Raw genomic sequence first — 18,701 nt, 5'->3', positions numbered from 1 at the left:
TACAATAATTAGAAAAATTAAAAATAGGAGTTGAAATTATATATGTTTCAAAAATTGGATGATGTTGTTTTAAAGCACGAAGAATTGACAAGATTACTTATGGATCCTGAAGTTATATCAGACCCGAAAAAAATAATGGAGTATAATAAGGCTTTAAACAGTATTGATGAAGTAGTAAAAAAATATACATATTATAAATCGAGAAAAGAAGAAATGGAAAGCCTGAAAGAAGATTTGAAAGCCGAAAAAGATCCGGAAATGAAAGAAATGATGCTGGAAGAAATTCATACAATAGAAGAAGAAATTCCGGGATTGGAAGAAGAGCTAAAAATATTGCTGTTGCCTAAAGATCCTAATGATGATAAAAACGTCATAATGGAAATAAGAGCAGGTGCAGGAGGAGATGAAGCGGCTCTATTTGCTGCCGATGTTTTCAGAATGTTCACGAGATACGCTGAAAGAAACAGATGGAAAACGGAAATAATAGATAAAAGTGAAATAGGTGTCGGTGGACTTAAAGAAGTTACGTTTTTAATAAAAGGAAATGGAGCCTATTCAAGGTTGAAATTTGAGAGCGGAGTTCATAGAGTGCAAAGAGTTCCGGCTACAGAGGCTTCAGGGAGAATACATACATCTACAATAACTGTCGCAGTTCTGCCTGAAATAGAAGATGTAAATGAAGTGGAAATAAATCAAAGTGACTTGAAAATAGATACGTACAGATCGAGCGGAGCGGGAGGACAGCACGTAAATACTACAGATTCGGCAGTAAGAATAACACACTTGCCTACAGGACTTGTTGTAACTTCCCAAGACGGAAGATCCCAGATAAAAAACAGAGAAGCGGCAATGAAAGTCCTTGCTTCAAAATTGTACGAAATGGAATATGAAAAACAGAGAAAAGAAGTAGAAAGTGAAAGAAGATCCCAAGTAGGAAGCGGAGACCGTTCTGAAAAAATAAGAACGTACAACTTCCCTCAGGGAAGAGTAACCGATCACAGAATAAAACTTACATTACATAGATTGGAAGGAGTTCTTGACGGTGATCTTGACGAGATGATAGATGCACTTATTGCTTATGATCAGGCTGAATTGCTGAAAGCTGTTGGTGATAATGAATAATTTACTGGATATATTAAATAAATCAATTAATTATCTGGAAAAGAAAAATATAAAAAATGCGAGAATAGTAACAGAAACTGTTTTTTCTCAAATACTCGGTATTGAACGGATTATGCTTTATGCAAATTTTGAAAAAGTATTGTCTGACGGAGATATTGCAAGGATAAAAGAAAAACTTAATGAAATAACGACTCAAAATAATGAGATATCGGATAAAGAAATTTTTGAGGGAAATTCCGAGAATTTGAAGAGCTTAATTGACAAAAGTGTGTCATATTTAGAAAAAAATAATATAAATGAAGCAAAATTAATAGCAGAAATTATATTTTCTCATGTTTTGGAAATAGACAGAATGTTGCTCTTTACGAAGTATAAAGAGAACCTTGATAAAGAAAAAACAGATAAAATCCGTAATTTTATTCAAAAAGTCGGGAAAGAAAAATTTCCTGTTCAATATCTGCTCAATGAGCAAGAGTTTTACGGGAGAAAATTTTATGTAAATACAGGTGTTCTGATACCGAGACAGGATACGGAAGTACTCGTAGAAGAAGCAATAAAAACTTTGAGAAGCGAAAAAACGGAAACTCCGAAAATCCTTGATATAGGTACGGGCAGCGGAGCTATAGGGATAACCCTTGCATTGGAAATACCCGACTCTAAAATTATGGGAACGGACATTTCAGATAAGGCACTTGAAATATCCGAGAAAAATAAAAGCTTATTGAATGCTGAAAATATAAAATTTTTTAAGTCGGACTTATTTGAAAATATTGAGTATAAAAAATTTGATATGATAATATCCAATCCACCTTATATTGCAAGCGATGAAACGAAAGTTATGTCCGAAGACACTTTACTTCATGAGCCAGATGAGGCTTTATTTGCAGAAGATGAAGGGTTGTATTTTTACAGAGAAATATCTTTTCAAGGGAAAGAATATCTTCGTAATGGAGGATATATGCTTTTTGAAACCGGCTATAAACAGGCTGAAACTGTGAAAAAAATAATGGAAATAACAGGTTATAAAAATGTAAATATAATAAAAGACATGCAAAATATAGGACGTGTAGTAACAGGACAAAAATTGGAATCTTAGATGAAAATATTTAAAATAATAAAATCTGCCTTGCATTCTTGCAGCTGAAGATTGCGAGGCAGTCAGGATATAAAGGGTAACGAGATTTTACAAAATAAAGAATAGGAGGGAAAAGAGTGCAAAAAAATAAAATTAATATCGGAAAAAACAATATCGGTAAAATGCTTTTGTTTATTGCGATTTTAAGTTTATCAGGCTTGACATTCGGTGCATCAAATGAATTGGAAAATATTATAAAAGATTATTATAACAATAAAGAATATGATTTAATGAATATGAGAAAAACTGATAACAAAGGTGGAAAGTCGTTAAACGGTAAAATGAAAAGCAGACTTTCTTTGAATATAACCCAAGGGGAATTAATGACCATTGCAAATCAGATATTTAAAAATGAAACAGGAGGGACTGTAGAAAATCTTGTTGACTGGAATGCAGGAGAGAATTTTCCTTCGTTGGGGATAGGTCACTTTATATGGTATAAATCAAGCCTTGGAGGACCTTATGCAGAAAGTTTTCCTCAAATGGTTTCTTTTTACAGATCACAGGGGATAAAATTACCAAGAATACTTGAGGAGAATACAGGATCTCCCTGGAAGAGCAGAAGTGAACTGTTGAGAAAAAAAGAAAACGGAGACAGGGATATAATAGAGCTGATAGATTTCTTTGACAGAACGAGAGATACTCAAATATTATTTATATTTGAAAGACTTGAAGATTCCCTTGATAAAATGTTGAATGCTTCTGCCAACAGTGAAAATGTGAGAAAGCAGTTTTACAGAGTGGCAAATTCACCTAACGGAATGTATGCTTTGATAGATTACGTAAACTTTAAAGGAGAAGGAATATCCGACACTAATGGGTGGGGGCTCAGGCAGGTTCTGGAAAATATGAGAGGAAACGAAACAGGAAAAAGTGCTTTGATAGAGTTTAGTGATTCGGCTAAATATGTATTGGAAAAAAGAGTTAATAATTCAAGACAGCACGAAAGAAAATGGTTGCCGGGATGGTTTAAAAGAGTGGACACTTATAAAACTTTTCAGGTGAGATAATAAAAATTGTAAAAAGGAAAAGAAAATATGAATATTGCTGAATTTGATTTTGATTTGCCGGAGGAATTAATAGCACAACACGCTGTTAATCCGAGAGATCATTCAAAATTACTTGTATTGAATAAAGAAAAAAAAGAAATAGAACATAAAAGATTTTATAATATTATAGATTATTTGAAAAAAGACGATGTACTTGTAATAAATCGCACAAAAGTTATTCCGGCAAGGCTTTACGGAAGAAAAGATACAGGAACGGTACTGGAGTGTTTTTTGCTGAAAAGATATGATTTATATACTTGGGAGGTTTTACTGAAACCTGCTAAACGTCTTAAAATAGGGCAAAAAATCGTTTTTTCTGAAAATATGCTGGAAGCCGAGCTTATTGAGATAAAATCTGACGGGAACAGAGTTTTGAAATTTAATTACAAAGGAAATTTTGAAGAAATACTTGATAAACTCGGGGAGATGCCTTTACCTCCATATATTACCGAAAAACTTGAAGATAAAGATAGATATCAGACAGTTTACGCAAAAGAAGGAGAGTCTGTGGCAGCTCCCACTGCGGGACTTCATTTTACAGAAGAACTTCTTGAAAAGATAAAGGAAAAAGGAATAATAATCGCTGAAGTTTTTCTTGATGTGGGGCTCGGTACGTTCAGACCTGTTCAGACTGAAAACATACATGAACATATAATGCACAGTGAAAAATATTGGGTACCTAAAGAAACTGCAGAAATCGTCAATAATGCTAAAAGAAAAGGAAATCGTGTCATTGCTGTGGGAACTACATCAGTGAGAACACTGGAATCCTCCGTAAATGAAAAAGGCGAATTAATTGAAAATGAGTCGGAAACAAGTATATTTATTTACGGAGATTATAAATTTAAAATAGTTGATGCGATAATTACCAACTTTCATCTGCCAAAGTCAACACTTATAATGCTTATATCGGCATTCGGCGGAAAAGAGTTTGTTTTTAGTGCATACGAAGAAGCTGTCAGAGAAAAATACAGATTTTACAGTTTCGGAGATTCTATGTTTATATACTAAATAATCAGGAGTTTATATGTCAAAAAAGAATTTTAAAATAATTATTTCGATATTTGTATTTTTAATTTTCAGTGTATTGTCATTTTCGGAAAATATAGAGAAAACACGTTTTTTATCTGTAGGAAGTCTGAAAATAGTAAAACCTGAAACTCTTGTTATAAAAAGAGAAGATTTGAATATCACTATTGAAAAGGACAGAAAAATAAAAGTCGAGAGCCTGTATACTTTTCAAAATACAGGGGATGTAAATGTAAAGTCCACGTTTATGTTTTGGCTTGATCAAAGTACGGTAAATGATAAATCGCAAAAATATATTGAAAATATAAAATTTGTTTCGGATTTTAAAAAAAATAAAAATTCAAGAGCGGTTATAAATTTTTCGGAAAATATATATGATAATCAGAGTTCTGATAATATTCAGCGTGAATGGTTTGCTGTTACTCATACGATAGAGCCTCAAAAAACAGGAAGACTGACTGTAAATTATAATCTCGTAAATACTGAATTTCAAATTAATAAAAAAATTAATTTCAGTTTTGATTTGGTAAATAATTTTATAGATAAAAATAAAACGAAAATACTGTATATTAATGTATACAATAAGTCGGGAATAAAAATAGACAGTATTATTTATAAAAACTATGTTTTTAAAAATGTAAGCGAAAACTCACAAAAAGAACATTATGAGTTATTAGAGGGAAATGTCGCTTTGGACGGTAAAATGACAATAAATTTTAAATAAATCAGAGGTATTAAATGAGAATTACTGCCGGAATGTTAAAAAACAGGAAAATAAAGTCAAGGGAAGGTAGAGAAACAAGACCTACTCTCGAAAGGATAAAAGAAGCTATATTCAGTATAATAGGAGAGCAGGTCGTGGAAGCGAAGTTTCTTGATCTGTACTCGGGAACGGGAAATATGGCAATAGAGGCTTTGAGCAGAGGAGCGGGAAGAGCTGTTATGATTGAACAGGATAAAGAAGCTCTTAGAATTATTATAGAAAATATAAATAATCTTAGCCTTGAAAATAAATGCAGAGCATACAAAAATGATGTTTTTCGTGCTATTGAGATATTGGACAGAAAAAATGAGAAATTTGATATAATTTTCATGGATCCGCCTTATAAAGAAAATATAAGTGCTCAGACAATAGAAAAAATATCCGAAAGTAATATTTTAAGCGAAGAAGGAATAATAATTTCCGAGCACAGCACATATGAAAAACTTGAAAATACGATAGGAAACTTTGTAAAATACGATGAAAGAGATTATAATAAGAAAATTATATCTTTTTACAGATTAAAAGAAAATGATTAAAAAGGGAGGAAGTTATGGCAGCAAAAAAACAGAGTTATGAGGAAAATATAGAGGAAATCGACAAAATTCTTGAAAAGCTTGAAAATCAGGAATTATCTCTTGATGAATCCATAGCCGAATATGAAAAAGCAATAAAACTTATAAAAGAATCGGAAAAATTGCTCGAAATCGGAGAAGGGAAAGTGCTGAAAGTTCTTGAGAAGAACGGAAAGCTTGAAACGGAAGAGGTCGAATAAATGCTAAAGGAATATTTGATTGAAAAAAAAGAAATAGTCGAAAAAAATCTCGAAAATAAACTGGAAAAATATAAATATCCCGAAGAATTATCTGAAGCCATGAAGTATGCAGTTATGAACGGGGGAAAGAGAATAAGACCGATACTTATGTATATGATATGCGATTTGTTCGGAAAGAAATACGATAAAATAGAGGATATGGCAACTGCATTGGAGTTTATACATTGTTATTCTCTGGTACATGACGATCTACCTGCGATGGATAATGATATGTACAGACGTGGAAAGCTCACGACTCATGTAAAGTACGGAGAATCGACTGCTATACTTGTAGGAGATGTTCTTTTGACAGAAGCTTTTAATGTTATAGCCGAATCCGAAAAAACAGATGATATAGCCAAAGCTAAAATAATAGCCAAACTTTCAGAATATGCAGGATTTTACGGTATGATAGGCGGACAGTTTATGGACATAAAATCCGAGCATACAAGGGTTTCTTATGATACATTGAAATATATTCATGCCAATAAAACAGGAAAACTGATCACTGCAGCGATAGAGTTGCCTTTAATAGCATTGGATATTGAGGAAAGTAAAAGAGAGAAATTAGTAGGATATTCCGAACTTATAGGAACGGCTTTTCAAATAAAAGACGATATTCTTGATATTGAAGGAAAATTTGAAGAAACAGGAAAACAGGCAAGTGATGAAAAGCTTGAAAAAACAACATATCCAAGTTTGTTCGGACTGAAAAAATCTAAGGAATTACTGAATGAGTGCATATCAAAAGCAAAAAAAATACTGGAAGAAAATTTTGAAAATAACGGTTTATTAATAGAATTAACAGATTATTTCGGGAATCGGGGAGCATGATATGTTTAAAGAAAAAGAAAATTATTATTTTATAGAAGAATTTGAAAAATACGGGATTAAAGCAGTCTATTCCAAAAAGAATGCCGGAAATATGTCCGATTATTGTAAAATGGAAGGACAGGAAGAAAAAGAACAGAAAAAAAACAGAAACAAGCTGCTTAAGGAACTTGGCTTGGAAGACAGGAAAACGCTAATGTCTTATCAGACTCATACAAATAATGTCGAAATAATAGATGAAAATACTGAAAATTATGTATTTAAAGACATAGATGGATTTGTAACGGGAAGAAAAGATGTGGCACTTTTTACTTTTTATGCAGATTGTCTTCCGATTTTTGTATATGACAAAAAAAATGAAGTAATAGGAGTGTGGCATTCAGGTTGGCCCGGAACATATAAAGAAATAATGAAAAACGGCTTGGAAGTTATGAAAAATAAATTCGGAACAGAGCCTGAAAATGTACTTATGGCATTGGGAATAGGCATTCAACAGGAAAATTACGAAGTGGGACAGGAATTTTTTGAAAAATTTGTTGATAAATTCGGGAAAGAAAGTGAATTAATCGTAAAATCTTTTAAACTTAATGAAAATACACAAAAATACCATTTCAGTAATACAATATTCAATAAAATAACCGCACTGAATTTAGGAATAAAAAAAGAAAATCTGATTGTTTCAGAAGAAGATACTTGGGATGAGAAATTTTATTCTTACAGGAGAGAAGGAAAACAGGCGGGAAGAGCTACAGCGATGATTGCTTTTTAAGGGGACTTCTTTTTTTCAAAAAATGGAAACGAAAAAATATTTTAACCTGCTTTTTTAGAAAAAAAGCAGCAAAAAATTACTCAACTTTACATACTCAAAAATGCACATTCGCTATGAAAATAAAAAGGATATTTTCATAACGCTCACTAACACATTTTTTACGTTGTAAAATTTGAATGTTGAGGAATAGATTAAAAATAAAAACAAAATAAAAAATTTAAAGAATGTGATTGATTTATAATAAATTTATACTGTATTTTTGAAGCTGTAGAAGAGTAAAGGAATACAGATAAAAAACGAGGGCAAAATAAGCCCTCTTTTAAATTATCCTCCCAAATATGCTTTTTTAATTTCAGGATTGCTTAACAGTTCTTTTCCTGTACCTTCTAAAATGATTTTTCCTGTCTCCAGAACATATCCTCTATTCGCAATGGAAAGTGCCATGTTGGCATTTTGCTCTACAAGAAGTATAGTAACTCCATGATCTTTATTAATTTTTTCTATTATTTTAAAAATTTCCTGTACGAGTAAAGGAGCAAGTCCCATTGAAGGCTCATCAAGCAGCAGTAAAGCAGGTCTTGACATTAAAGCCCTTGCCATTGCAAGCATTTGCTGTTCTCCGCCACTCATAGTTCCTGCGAGCTGTTTTTTTCTTTCGGCAAGTCTAGGGAAAAGCTTAAACTGATTTTCCATGTCTTTTTTTACACTGTCTTTGTCATTTCTTGTATAAGCACCCATTTCAAGATTCTCGGTAACAGTAAGCTCCGTAAAAATTCTTCTTCCTTCAGGAACATGAGCCATTCCAAGTTTTACAAGTTTGTGTGCTTCTGTATTTGTAGTATTAATACCGTTTAGAGAAATTTCTCCCGATTTTATAGGGATTAAGCCTGAAACGGCGTGTAAAGTAGAAGTTTTTCCTGCACCGTTTGCACCTATAAGAGAAACTATTTCTCCTTTCTTTATATTAAAAGAAATATTTTTTATTGCATGTATTCCTCCGTAATATATATTCAAATCATTTACATTTAAAATATCCACAAATTTCCTCCTGTAATTTGCTGTTTATCATTTGTTATTCCCCCAAATAAGCAGTAATAACTTCTTTATTATTCTGAATTTCTTCAGGCAATCCTTCGGCAATAATTTTTCCGAAATTAAGAACGTAAAGTCTTTCACAGATTCCCATTACCAGATCCATATCGTGTTCTATAAGTAATATGGCAATTTTAAATTTTTCTCTTATAAAACTTATAGTATTCATAAGATCCTTAGTTTCATTAGGATTCATACCTGCAGCAGGCTCGTCAAGCAAGAGCAGTTTAGGCGATGTTGCCAAAGCTCTGGCAATCTCGAGTTTACGCTGTTGCCCATAAGATAAATTTCCGGCAGTTATATTTCCCATTTCAGCCATTTCAAATATATCAAGTAAATCAAGTGCTTTGTCAGTTACTTCTTTTTCTTCTTTCCAAAATTTAGGAAGTCTGAAAATGGCATCTAAAGTAGAGTAGCTCATACTGTTATTTAAAGCGATTTTTACATTATCCAGAACAGACAAATCCTTAAATAATCTTATGTTTTGAAATGTTCTTGCCACTCCTAAAGAAACTATCTGAGGAGTAGACTTTTTATTTATATTTGTTTCATTTACGGATATATCTCCGTCGGTAGGTTTGTAAACACCTGTAAGCAAGTTAAATATTGTAGTTTTTCCTGCACCGTTGGGACCTATAAGTCCCACAAGCTCCTGATCGTTTATTTCAATGTTTACATTATCAACAGCCCTAAGTCCTCCGAAAGATATTCCCAAATCAGTCGTTTTTAATAATGACATTTTTTATAGCTCCTATTAATTATTTTTTTTATTATTCCAGTTATTTTTTATTTTTTTGAATTTATTTATAAATCTCGGTATTGTAATTTCTTTTTTGCCGAAAACACCGTCAGGTCTGTAAATCATCAGTATTATAAGTATTACTGCATAAACCAGATATCTGTATTCCGAAGCCTGTCTTAGCTGTTCGTTTAAAAGTGTAAGAAGAACAGCGGATAAAATAGATCCCGTAATACTTCCCAAACCTCCGAATACAACCATTACAAGTATTTCTATAGAAAACATAAATCCGAATTTATCAGGGGTCAATACTCCTACATTGTGGGCATATAATGAGCCTCCCACACCTGCAAAAAATGCCGAAAGAGCAAATCCGTAAAGTTTCACTTTATTAATATGTATTCCTATATTTTCGGCTGCTATTTCATTTTCTCTTATTGACTGAATTTCCCGACCTTTTCTGGAAATCATTATCATACCCATAATCAGCATTGAAATTATTGATATAAGGTAGACGTTATCAAAAGTCACTATGTTAGGAATATTTTTAAGTCCTGTAGCTCCTCCTAAAAAGTCCATGTTCTGAATAACATATTTTATTATCTCTCCGAAAGCCAGTGTAATAATGGCAAGATAATCTCCTCTTAGTCTGAGTGTACTTCCTCCGACAAAAAATCCGAATAATCCTGCTATAATTCCTCCGGCAACTCCTGCAATTGTAAGTTGAAGAATTGGAGGTAAGTTGTAGGGAAGTAAAGCTTTTGAAAGAACAGCTCCGGTATATGCTCCTACAGCTATGAATCCGGCATGTCCTAAACTTAATTGTCCCATAATTCCCACAGCAATATTTAAACTGAAGGAAAAAAGTATCGCAATAAGAATATTTATGTATATTCCGCCTGTATAGTTAAAAGGATCCGAAGGATCAAAACTCAGTCTGAGTATAAAATATAAAACGATTATAAATAAAAACGACAAAGAATAATTTCTTATATTTATTTTATTAAAATTATTCAAATCTTTCCATCTGTCTTCAGTGATTTGTTTAGTGTCCTGCATTTTTCCTCCTATTAAACTTTTTCTTTCATGTTTTTACCGAATAATCCGTTTGGCTTAAATATCAATATCAAAATCAGCACACCGAAAACAATAGGATTAGCCCAAGTTGAAGAAATATAGCCTTTAGTGTAGGACTCTATAATTCCCAGTACATATCCTCCGACCATAGCTCCCGGAATACTTCCTATTCCGCCGAATACTGCAGCAATAAATGCTTTAAGTCCGGGCAACATTCCCATATAAGGTTCAATAGTAGGATACATGATAGCGTACATTACACCGCCTAAAGCTCCCAATCCCGAACCTATAGCAAAAGTAATAGCTATAGTAAGATTTACATTTATTCCCATCAATTTTGCAGCTCCCGTGTCCTGTGAAACGGCTCTTGTAGCTTTTCCCAATTTTGTATTTTTAATAAACAGATTTAATACAAGCATACATATTAAAGTAACAATAATAACGAAAATTGTCAGCATGCTCACACTTATAAATCCTAAATTTATTTTAACTTTCGGTGAAAGAAAAACAGGAAGCAGATTTGTATTTATAACTTTCGGAGTTGCTCCGAATATTACCAATGCCAAACTTTCAAGCATGAAACTCATTCCGATAGCTGTAATCAATGCAGATATTCTTGGAGAATTTCTCAAAGGTCTGTATGCAAAATAATCAATAACTACTCCCAAAATAGAGCAGAAAACAATTGATAAAATGAGAGCGAGCGAAAAAGGCATACCGTTGGAAACAGCAACCAAAGCTGCATAAGCTCCTACCATTAATATATCTCCGTGTGCAAAGTTAATAAGTTTAACGATTCCGTAAACCATAGTGTATCCTAATGCTATCAAAGCATATATACTTCCGGTTTGAAGACCGTTAATAGTCTGTTCGATAAAGTTTTTAAACATTTGAAACTCCTTGTAATTTTTAAAAAATAAAAAGAACTGTCTCAAAGCCGTTTTCAATAACGACGATACCGTGAATTATGGAAAACATGAAATTCCTCTATTTGAGACAGCCTAAGCGGTATTTAATTAGAATTTATCTTTAAGTGTTAATTTTCCGTTTTTTACTTCGATAAATGAAACTTTCTTTTCAGGATTTCTGTTTTCGTCAAATTTTAACGATCCTGTTACAAGATTATCGATATTTGATGCTTTGAAAGCTTCTTTGATTGATTCACGTGATAAATCTTTTGCAGAGTTTAATGCTGCTTCGACAACTGTTCCTGCGTCATATCCCAATGCAGAGAATATTATAGGTTCTGTATTATATTCAGCTTTATATGCTTTTATAAATTTTTGAACAATTTCCGAAGGATCATCCGGAGCAAACTGACTTGCAAAAATTCCGCCTTCTGCAACAGCACCGAAGTTTGTCTGAATTCCGTCCCAACCGTCTCCACCTAAGAATTGAGTTTTCAATCCTATTTCATTAGCTTGTGTAAGAATCAAGCCCACTGTATTATAATAATCAGGTATAAATACGGCTTCAGGATTTTGAGCTTTTACTTTTGTAAGAACCGACTTAAAGTCTTTATCATCTTTAGTATATTTTTCTTCGGAAATTTTTATTCCGTCTTTTTCAGCCTGTTCTTTAAATGCCTGAGCCAATGCTACATTGTAGTCATTTGATGTATTGATTAATATTGTTATATTTTTAATTCCTCTTTCTTTTACATATTTAGCCATTGCTACACCTTGATAAGGATCTGTAAAAGTAACTCTGAATACATAATCTTTTCCTTTTGTAATATCAAATAATGTACTTGTAGGTGTAAGCATAGGTACTTTAGCTTTTTGAGCAAAATCTGATATTGCAAGAGATGCAGTTGATGCAACTTCTCCTACTATAAAATCAACTTTGTCCTGCGAAACCATTTTTTTGAATATACTTATTGCTTCCTGCGGATCACCTTTACTGTCAGCAATAACAAGTTCTATTTTTTTACCTTTTATTCCTCCGGCAGCGTTGATCTCTTTGACTCTCAGTTTAAAACCGTCAATAGTACTTGTACCGTATTGGGCGATATCTCCCGTAAGAGGTCCGATAACTCCTATTTTTATTGAATCTTTATCCTGAGCAGCTTCTTTTTTACCTCCGCAACTAAGTATAAATACCATTAATAATGACATAAGTAACAATAATTTTTTCATTTTTTTCTTTCTCCTTTATATATTAAATTAAAATTTTTCTTTTAAAGTAAGTTTTCCACCTTTTATTTCAATGAATGTAACAGATTTTTCAGGGTTTCTGTCAGCATCGAATTTCAATTTTCCTGTAATTAAATCGATTTCGTTTACATTATTAAGAGCTTCTTTTATTGAAGGTCCTGTTAAATCTTTGGAAGATTTTAAAGCTGTTCCTAAAATTTCTACTGTGTCATAACCGAGTGCTGCAAACATTGTAGGTTCTTTTTTATATTCAGTTTTATAAGAGTTTATAAACTTCTGAACGATTTCCGATGTATCTTCGGAAGAAAACTGACTTGCAAAAATTGCTCCTTCAGCTACTTCTCCAAAGTCTGTCTGAATTCCATCCCAACCGTCTCCACCGAAATAACGGGTATTTATTCCTAAATCTCTTGCTTGAGAAATTATAAGCCCGATTGTATTATAATAATCAGGAATGAACATAGCTTCTGCATTTTGCCCTTTTAATTTTGTTAAAATTGCTTTGAAGTTTTTATCATCACCTGTATACTTTTCTTCAACTATATTTATTCCGTCTTTTGCCGCCTGTTCTTTAAACGCATTGGCAACTCCTACAGAATAGTCGTTTGATGAATTTGTTAAAACAGCAACCGATTTTATGCCTTTTGAGTGGATATATTTAGCAGTGGCAGTTCCCTGATAAGGGTCCGTAAATGTTGTTCTGAACACATAATCTTTTCCTTTTGTAACATCAATACTCGTAGCAGTTGCCGAAATTAAAGGCACTTTTGCAGTCTGAGCAAGATCTGAAATAGCCTGTGTAGTAGCAGATACAACTTCTCCGATAACGGCAGTTACTTTATCCTGTGAAACCATTTTTTTAAATGCATTTACAGATTCCTGTACATCGCCTTTACTGTCGGCGATAATAAGTTCAATTTTTTTTCCGTTAATTCCGCCTGCTTTATTGATTTCGTTTACTTTCAATTCAACTCCGTCTTTTACAGCAGTTCCGTACTGTGCATAATTACCTGTAAGCGGTGCAATGACCCCTATTTTTATAACATTGCTGTCAGCAGATTTTTTTTCGCCGCAACTGACAATAAAAATAATTAACAACAATGCAGTTAATAAAATTCTTTTCATATACTTTTTCCTTTCTTTCATAAAATTGAAACTTCGTAATTATATTATTACATAACATATATGAAGTACTTATTTACATTAAATTTGTGATACAGATTATAACATATCTAAAGATTAAAATAAAATATGTATTATTTATGATAAGATTAGTATAATAAATTTTTGAAAAATATGTAATTAAAAAAGCGAAAAAAGTTTGACAATCAAAGTAATTTGTGGTTAAATAAAATCAGGAAACGGAGTGATTTATATGAAAATTAAACTTGACGGAGTAATGGAAACATTACTTATAACATTATACGCAAGAGGAGAAGATGCTAAAAAAGAAAAATCGGTATTGGAAGATAAAAAATCCGAAGAAATAATGTCGATGATAGACTATGATTTTTCAAAATTTAAAAGTGGATGGCTTTCTTACTACGGTATTTTAGCGAGAGCGAAAACAATGGATGATCAGGTTAAAAAATTTATTTCAGAAAATCCTGAAAGTGTTATTGTTTCTGTGGGATGCGGACTGGATACAAGATTTAACAGAATCGATAACGGTAAAATCGAATGGTATAATTTGGATTTTCCTGAAGTAATAGAAAAAAGAAAACTATTTTTTCCTGAAAATGAGAGAGTAAAAAATATTTCAAAATCAGCTTTAGATCCTGCATGGACCCAAGATGTAAAAGTAAACGGGAAAAAGCTTCTCATTATTTCAGAAGGAGTTTTGATGTATTTTGATGAAAATGAAGTAAAAGATTTTCTGAAAATACTGACTGACAACTTTGATGAATTTGAAGCACAATTCGACCTTATTTCCAAAGGAGCATTAAAGATGCAGAAAGAACACGATACACTGAAAAAAATGAATGCAAAATTCAAATGGGCAGTAAAAGACGGAAGTGAGGTTGTAAAATTAAATCCTTTGATGAAACAGACAGGACTTATCAATTTTACTACAGAAATGAAAAAAATCCTGCCTTTTACGAAAAAATGGGTAATCCCTTTTATGTATTTGTATAACAATAGATTAGGGATATATGAGTATAAAAAGAAAAATGATTAAAAATTAAATATGGAAGATTTTATGGATTGTATTCCATAAAATTATAAAGAATCAGATTTTTGTGGATTAAAATCCATAAAGATTTGATTTTTTTGTTGGAGAGTGTCTTATATAAATGAAGATATGTGGGAAAAAGTGACATCGGTAAAAAAATACTGAAAAGAATGATTTTAGCAAGCTTTTAACAAACTTTATCTTCCATTCCAAAAAATCGTTTGACAAAGATATTTAATAATGTTATAATCAACAAGCTGTGGCGACATGGTCGAGTGATTTAGGCAGAGGTCTGCAAAACCTTGTACACCGGTTTGAATCCGGTTGTCGCCTCCAAAATATTATTAAACAGTAACCGCTGAATCAAAAAAGTATTTAGCGATTTTTTTTTGTAAAAAAAACTGACTAAGAAGAATTTTTATTCAAAAAACGGTAAAATATTTTTTCTCCTGCAAATCCTGAAAACAAACCTATTAAAATTCCCGCAAAAACATCACTCGGATAATGTACAGTCAAATAGAGTCTTGAAAATGCTATAAATAAGGCTATAATCAAAACAGGAAAGAAATACTTTTTCATATTTTTAAAGAAAATATAAACGGCTGTGAAAGAGGCGGCAGTATGTCCCGATGGAAATGAAAAATCTTTAGGGGCTTTGATTAACAATACAATATGAGCTATTTCGTTAAAAGGTCTGGGTCTGTGAACAAGAGGTTTTAAAATCAGATTTACAGTAACGGAGCATACGATTAGTGAGATTACTGATATAATTCCTGATTTTCTGTATTTTTTCGTGCAAAGTAAAATCAATGAAATCATAATCCAAATGATTCCGTTATCTCCCAAATTTGTAAAAAATATCATAGTTTTATTAATTATGTCGGATTTTAGGTTGTGCTGAATTTTGTAAAGAAACTCAATGCACGATATATCAATGTTTTGTATTAAATTTATCATTTCTTTCTCCTATTTATTTTTTTAGTATTATATATTAAAAAAAATGAAAAATAAAGAAAATATAGAAAAAAACAGAAAATTCTGATAAAATATAAAAAAACATAACAAAAGGGGTTTAAAATGAAAACTGATAAAAAGATAGAAAGATTGATCGAGAAAAATAATATAAGCAAAGAAGGATTGAAACTAGTTTTAATAACTAAAAAAAGTTTATTTCAGAAAATTTTTACATTTTATATAGGTTTTTTGGTAATAATGGGAATAACTGTATGTTTTTTCTCAGTTTTACAAGGGCAATGGCCGAAATTTCTTAATTTAGAAACAATATTATTATTCATTTTTCTTGCGGTGCTATTTGTTTTTAATCTTTCAAGAAGCCCGATAATTTATTTTTATAATGACGGATTTATAGTAGGTTAAAGATAAAGAAAAAATACTTTATAGAAATTTTGAATATTATTACACACCGGGGTTATCTGAAGGAAATATTCACAGAATTTGTTATAAAACAGAGAAAAATGAATGTAAAAGTTTAAGTTTACAAGGTTTGGGAAAAGGGACAAGGAAAATTCTTATTAAAGATTACTTGAATTATATTATTGCAGAGAAAATAAACAGAGTTGAAGAAGATTATGAAGAAAAATTCATTGTAAAAAGAGATATTAAATCAATATTTGAGTTTGTAATCGGAATTTTATCCTTTCTTGCTATTTTAGGTCCTGTTGTTGATAAAATTTTTTCCGATTGCCCAGGAAATATTTATGAAAACCCTTCAGGGACTTATGAAATATCACTGACAAAAGATTATATAAAAATAAAAGATGTGATTTATAATCGAAATGAAAACAAAATATTTTTCAATAAATGGAATAATTTTATAATTTTAGATTTAGAAGGAAAAATTTTGCAGCAAATTTATTTTAATAATATCACAAGACCTGATTTATTTTTAAATTTAATGAAGTATTTTTTTGCCGAGAAAGAAGATTTGTAACAATAAAAAAATTTAAAATCGAGAAAAGAGGAAAAAATGGGAAAACTTATAATCATTGAAGGAACTGACGGAAGCGGTAAACAGACCCAGACAGAACTTATATATAAGAGATTATGTGAACTGAAAGGAAAAGAAAAAATAAAAAAAATATCTTTTCCCAACTATGAGAGCAAAGCTTCAGAGCCTGTAAAAATGTATCTTGCAGGAGAGTTTGGGAAAAGAGTGGACAGTGTAAATGCTTATGCCGCTTCGTTATTTTATTCGGTAGACAGATACGCTTCTTTTAAAAAAGATTGGGAGGACTTTTATAATAACGGAGGAATAATTGTAAGTGACAGATATACTACGTCAAATATGGTTCATCAGGCTCCGAAAATAGGCAACGAAAAAGAAAGAGAAAAATATCTGGAATGGCTGGTAGATTTGGAATGGGAAAAAATGCCCATACCTGAGCCCGATTTGGTATTTTTTCTGGATGTTCCCTTTGAGTTCAGCCAGAAACTTATGAAAGAAAGAATTAATAAAATAACAGGCGAAGAAAAAAAAGATATTCACGAAAGTGATAAGGAATATTTGAAAAATGCTTATAACCTTGCAAAAGAACTGGCTGAAAAATACGGTTGGATAATGATATCCTGTGTAGAAAACAATAGATTGAGAACAATAGAAGAAATAAATAATGAAATAATAGAAAAAATATTATATAATATTTAAAATGAAACAAAAGAGAGGTAAGACAATGATAAATGTTTTAAAAGGAATGAAAGACAGATATTTTGATGATGTAAAAAAATATGATTTTATAGTAGATACAGCAAAAAAAGTTTTTACAAAGTACGGCTTTGAAAGAATAATAACACCGATTTTAGAGGAAACGGAGCTTTTCAGAAGAAGTGTAGGAGATGAAACCGATGTTGTTTCAAAAGAAATGTATGATTTCAAAGATAAAGGGGAGCGTAATGTTACATTGCGTCCTGAGGGAACGGCAGGAGTTGTAAGGGCTTATCTGGAAGCGGGACTTCACAAATCGGATCCTGTTGTAAAATGGTTTTATAACGGGCCGATGTACAGATATGAAGCTCCGCAGAAAGGAAGGTACAGAGAGTTTCATCAAGTCGGAGCCGAGATATTCGGGATTAGAAGTCCTTACCTTGATGCAGAAGTAATAAAAATGAGTTGTGAATTTTTGGAAAAACTCGGTATAACAGGATTGACAGTAGAGCTGAATAGCTTAGGAAATTTGGAATCGAGAAAAAAATATATAGACGATTTGAAAGAGTTTATGGCTCAAAGGCTTGATAAATTAAGCGAAGACTCTAAAAAAAGATATGAAAAAAATCCTTTGAGAGCATTAGATTCCAAAGATAAAGGAGATCAGGAACAGTTTAAAGATGCTCCGAAGCTATATGATTATTTAGATGAAGAAAGTAAAAAATATTTTGAGGATACGAAGAGATATCTTGAAATACTGGGAGTAAAGTATGTTGAAAATCCTAAACTTGTGAGAGGACTTGATTATTATTCGGATACGGTATTTGAAATAAAATCCGATAAGCTCGGAGCACAGGCGACGGTACTTGCAGGAGGAAGATATGACAGACTGCTTGAAATTCTCGATAATGTAAAGATACCGGCGATAGGATTTGCGGCGGGAATGGAAAGAGCTGCAATGCTTATGGATGAAAGTTTACTAGAGCAGAAAGAAGAAAAAATATATGTTGTATATTTTGATGAAACGAAGGAATATTTTATAAAAACAGTAGAAGAATTGAGGAAAAAGGGAATTAAAGTAAATTTTGACTATAATCCGAAAAGTTTTTCCGCCCAAATGAAAAAAGCCAATAAAATTAATGCTGAGTATGTGCTTATATTGGGAGAAGAAGAACAGAAGGAAAATGTTGTTACTTTAAAGAGATTCAGTACGGGAGAACAAGAGAAATATAATTTAAAAGAGGTTATTGAGATTTTAAATAAATAAAAATATGAATTTATATATTAAAAGGG

At 31.8% G+C, this 18,701-nt stretch carries 21 protein-coding genes and 1 tRNA gene; 15 read left to right on the top strand and 7 right to left on the bottom strand.

Annotated features, from left to right (window positions below):
- The first annotated feature begins 42 nt into the window (after positions 1 to 42).
- From prfA to pgeF, 9 genes are all read left to right on the top strand, one after another.
- A complete protein-coding gene (prfA, locus tag FVE72_RS08490) occupies positions 43 to 1,122 on the top strand; it encodes a peptide chain release factor 1 (RefSeq protein ID WP_006807052.1) in 1,080 nt (359 codons plus the stop codon).
- Positions 1,115 to 2,218 (top strand): peptide chain release factor N(5)-glutamine methyltransferase, encoded by a 1,104-nt coding sequence (gene prmC / locus FVE72_RS08485; RefSeq protein ID WP_006807039.1) that lies wholly within the window; start codon positions 1,115 to 1,117, stop codon positions 2,216 to 2,218. Before prfA ends, prmC begins: the two co-directional genes overlap by 8 nt.
- A 116-nt stretch (positions 2,219 to 2,334) precedes the next feature.
- Positions 2,335 to 3,267 (top strand): hypothetical protein, encoded by a 933-nt coding sequence (locus FVE72_RS08480; protein WP_006807048.1) that lies wholly within the window; start codon positions 2,335 to 2,337, stop codon positions 3,265 to 3,267.
- Between the two features lie 27 nt (positions 3,268 to 3,294).
- Positions 3,295 to 4,317 (top strand): tRNA preQ1(34) S-adenosylmethionine ribosyltransferase-isomerase QueA, encoded by a 1,023-nt coding sequence (gene queA, locus FVE72_RS08475; protein WP_006807045.1) that lies wholly within the window; start codon positions 3,295 to 3,297, stop codon positions 4,315 to 4,317.
- A 16-nt stretch (positions 4,318 to 4,333) separates the two neighbouring features.
- Positions 4,334 to 5,059, top strand: a complete 726-nt coding sequence (locus FVE72_RS08470; RefSeq protein WP_146966539.1) for a hypothetical protein — start codon at positions 4,334 to 4,336, stop codon at positions 5,057 to 5,059.
- A 14-nt stretch (positions 5,060 to 5,073) separates the two neighbouring features.
- Positions 5,074 to 5,634 carry a 16S rRNA (guanine(966)-N(2))-methyltransferase RsmD gene (rsmD, locus tag FVE72_RS08465; RefSeq protein ID WP_006807053.1) on the top strand — a complete coding sequence of 187 codons (561 nt, stop codon included), beginning with the start codon at positions 5,074 to 5,076 and terminating at the stop codon, positions 5,632 to 5,634.
- Positions 5,635 to 5,648: 14 nt separating this feature from the next.
- Positions 5,649 to 5,870: an exodeoxyribonuclease VII small subunit gene (gene xseB / locus FVE72_RS08460; RefSeq protein WP_006807042.1), complete on the top strand. Its 222-nt coding sequence runs from the start codon at positions 5,649 to 5,651 to the stop codon at positions 5,868 to 5,870.
- Complete coding sequence (locus FVE72_RS08455; RefSeq protein WP_026738002.1) at positions 5,871 to 6,743, top strand: polyprenyl synthetase family protein; 873 nt, start codon at positions 5,871 to 5,873, stop codon at positions 6,741 to 6,743.
- A gap of 1 nt (position 6,744) precedes the next feature.
- Entirely contained in the window at positions 6,745 to 7,509 is a 765-nt protein-coding gene (pgeF, locus tag FVE72_RS08450; protein WP_026738001.1) for a peptidoglycan editing factor PgeF, read from the top strand.
- A gap of 324 nt (positions 7,510 to 7,833) precedes the next feature.
- Here the strand turns inward: pgeF and FVE72_RS08445 are convergent, their stop codons facing one another.
- From FVE72_RS08445 to FVE72_RS08420, 6 genes are all read right to left on the bottom strand, one after another.
- The gene (locus FVE72_RS08445) at positions 7,834 to 8,547 is read right to left on the bottom strand and encodes an ABC transporter ATP-binding protein (RefSeq protein ID WP_026738000.1); all 714 of its coding nucleotides are present in this window, start codon (positions 8,545 to 8,547) and stop codon (positions 7,834 to 7,836) included.
- Positions 8,548 to 8,581: 34 nt separating this feature from the next.
- The gene (locus tag FVE72_RS08440) at positions 8,582 to 9,340 is read right to left on the bottom strand and encodes an ABC transporter ATP-binding protein (protein WP_026737999.1); all 759 of its coding nucleotides are present in this window, start codon (positions 9,338 to 9,340) and stop codon (positions 8,582 to 8,584) included.
- A gap of 15 nt (positions 9,341 to 9,355) precedes the next feature.
- Positions 9,356 to 10,399 carry a branched-chain amino acid ABC transporter permease gene (locus FVE72_RS08435; protein WP_051411775.1) on the bottom strand — a complete coding sequence of 348 codons (1,044 nt, stop codon included), beginning with the start codon at positions 10,397 to 10,399 and terminating at the stop codon, positions 9,356 to 9,358.
- 11 nt (positions 10,400 to 10,410) lie between these two features.
- Positions 10,411 to 11,307, bottom strand: coding sequence for a branched-chain amino acid ABC transporter permease (locus FVE72_RS08430; RefSeq protein WP_006807871.1), 897 nt, complete (start codon positions 11,305 to 11,307; stop codon positions 10,411 to 10,413).
- 126 nt (positions 11,308 to 11,433) lie between these two features.
- Positions 11,434 to 12,555 (bottom strand): ABC transporter substrate-binding protein, encoded by a 1,122-nt coding sequence (locus FVE72_RS08425; protein ID WP_026737997.1) that lies wholly within the window; start codon positions 12,553 to 12,555, stop codon positions 11,434 to 11,436.
- Between the two features lie 27 nt (positions 12,556 to 12,582).
- Positions 12,583 to 13,698 carry an ABC transporter substrate-binding protein gene (locus FVE72_RS08420; protein ID WP_026737996.1) on the bottom strand — a complete coding sequence of 372 codons (1,116 nt, stop codon included), beginning with the start codon at positions 13,696 to 13,698 and terminating at the stop codon, positions 12,583 to 12,585.
- Positions 13,699 to 13,948: 250 nt separating this feature from the next.
- Between FVE72_RS08420 and FVE72_RS08415 the strand changes: the two genes are divergently transcribed.
- Both FVE72_RS08415 and FVE72_RS08410 read left to right on the top strand, forming a co-directional pair.
- Positions 13,949 to 14,752 carry a class I SAM-dependent methyltransferase gene (locus FVE72_RS08415; RefSeq protein WP_026737995.1) on the top strand — a complete coding sequence of 268 codons (804 nt, stop codon included), beginning with the start codon at positions 13,949 to 13,951 and terminating at the stop codon, positions 14,750 to 14,752.
- A 255-nt stretch (positions 14,753 to 15,007) separates the two neighbouring features.
- Positions 15,008 to 15,082 (top strand) — tRNA-Cys (locus FVE72_RS08410).
- Positions 15,083 to 15,151: 69 nt separating this feature from the next.
- On the opposite strand, the gene FVE72_RS08405 is transcribed toward FVE72_RS08410, so the two are convergent.
- Positions 15,152 to 15,703, bottom strand: coding sequence for a phosphatase PAP2 family protein (locus FVE72_RS08405; RefSeq protein ID WP_006807870.1), 552 nt, complete (start codon positions 15,701 to 15,703; stop codon positions 15,152 to 15,154).
- Between the two features lie 120 nt (positions 15,704 to 15,823).
- Here FVE72_RS08405 and FVE72_RS08400 point away from each other — a divergent pair, with 120 nt between their 5' ends.
- From FVE72_RS08400 to hisS, 4 genes are all read left to right on the top strand, one after another.
- Positions 15,824 to 16,123 (top strand): hypothetical protein, encoded by a 300-nt coding sequence (locus FVE72_RS08400; RefSeq protein ID WP_006807868.1) that lies wholly within the window; start codon positions 15,824 to 15,826, stop codon positions 16,121 to 16,123.
- A gap of 166 nt (positions 16,124 to 16,289) precedes the next feature.
- Positions 16,290 to 16,697, top strand: a complete 408-nt coding sequence (locus FVE72_RS08395) for a hypothetical protein (RefSeq protein ID WP_146966537.1) — start codon at positions 16,290 to 16,292, stop codon at positions 16,695 to 16,697.
- A gap of 36 nt (positions 16,698 to 16,733) precedes the next feature.
- Complete coding sequence (locus FVE72_RS08390) at positions 16,734 to 17,411, top strand: dTMP kinase (RefSeq protein WP_026737993.1); 678 nt, start codon at positions 16,734 to 16,736, stop codon at positions 17,409 to 17,411.
- Between the two features lie 25 nt (positions 17,412 to 17,436).
- A complete protein-coding gene (gene hisS, locus FVE72_RS08385) occupies positions 17,437 to 18,675 on the top strand; it encodes a histidine--tRNA ligase (RefSeq protein ID WP_026737992.1) in 1,239 nt (412 codons plus the stop codon).
- Positions 18,676 to 18,701: the final 26 nt, after the last annotated feature.

The organism is Pseudoleptotrichia goodfellowii (genome assembly GCF_007990505.1).
In the GTDB taxonomy this organism is placed as follows: domain Bacteria; phylum Fusobacteriota; class Fusobacteriia; order Fusobacteriales; family Leptotrichiaceae; genus Pseudoleptotrichia; species Pseudoleptotrichia goodfellowii.
The sequence above is the reverse complement of the archived record's forward strand: the minus strand, read 5'-3'. Positions and strand labels throughout refer to the sequence as shown.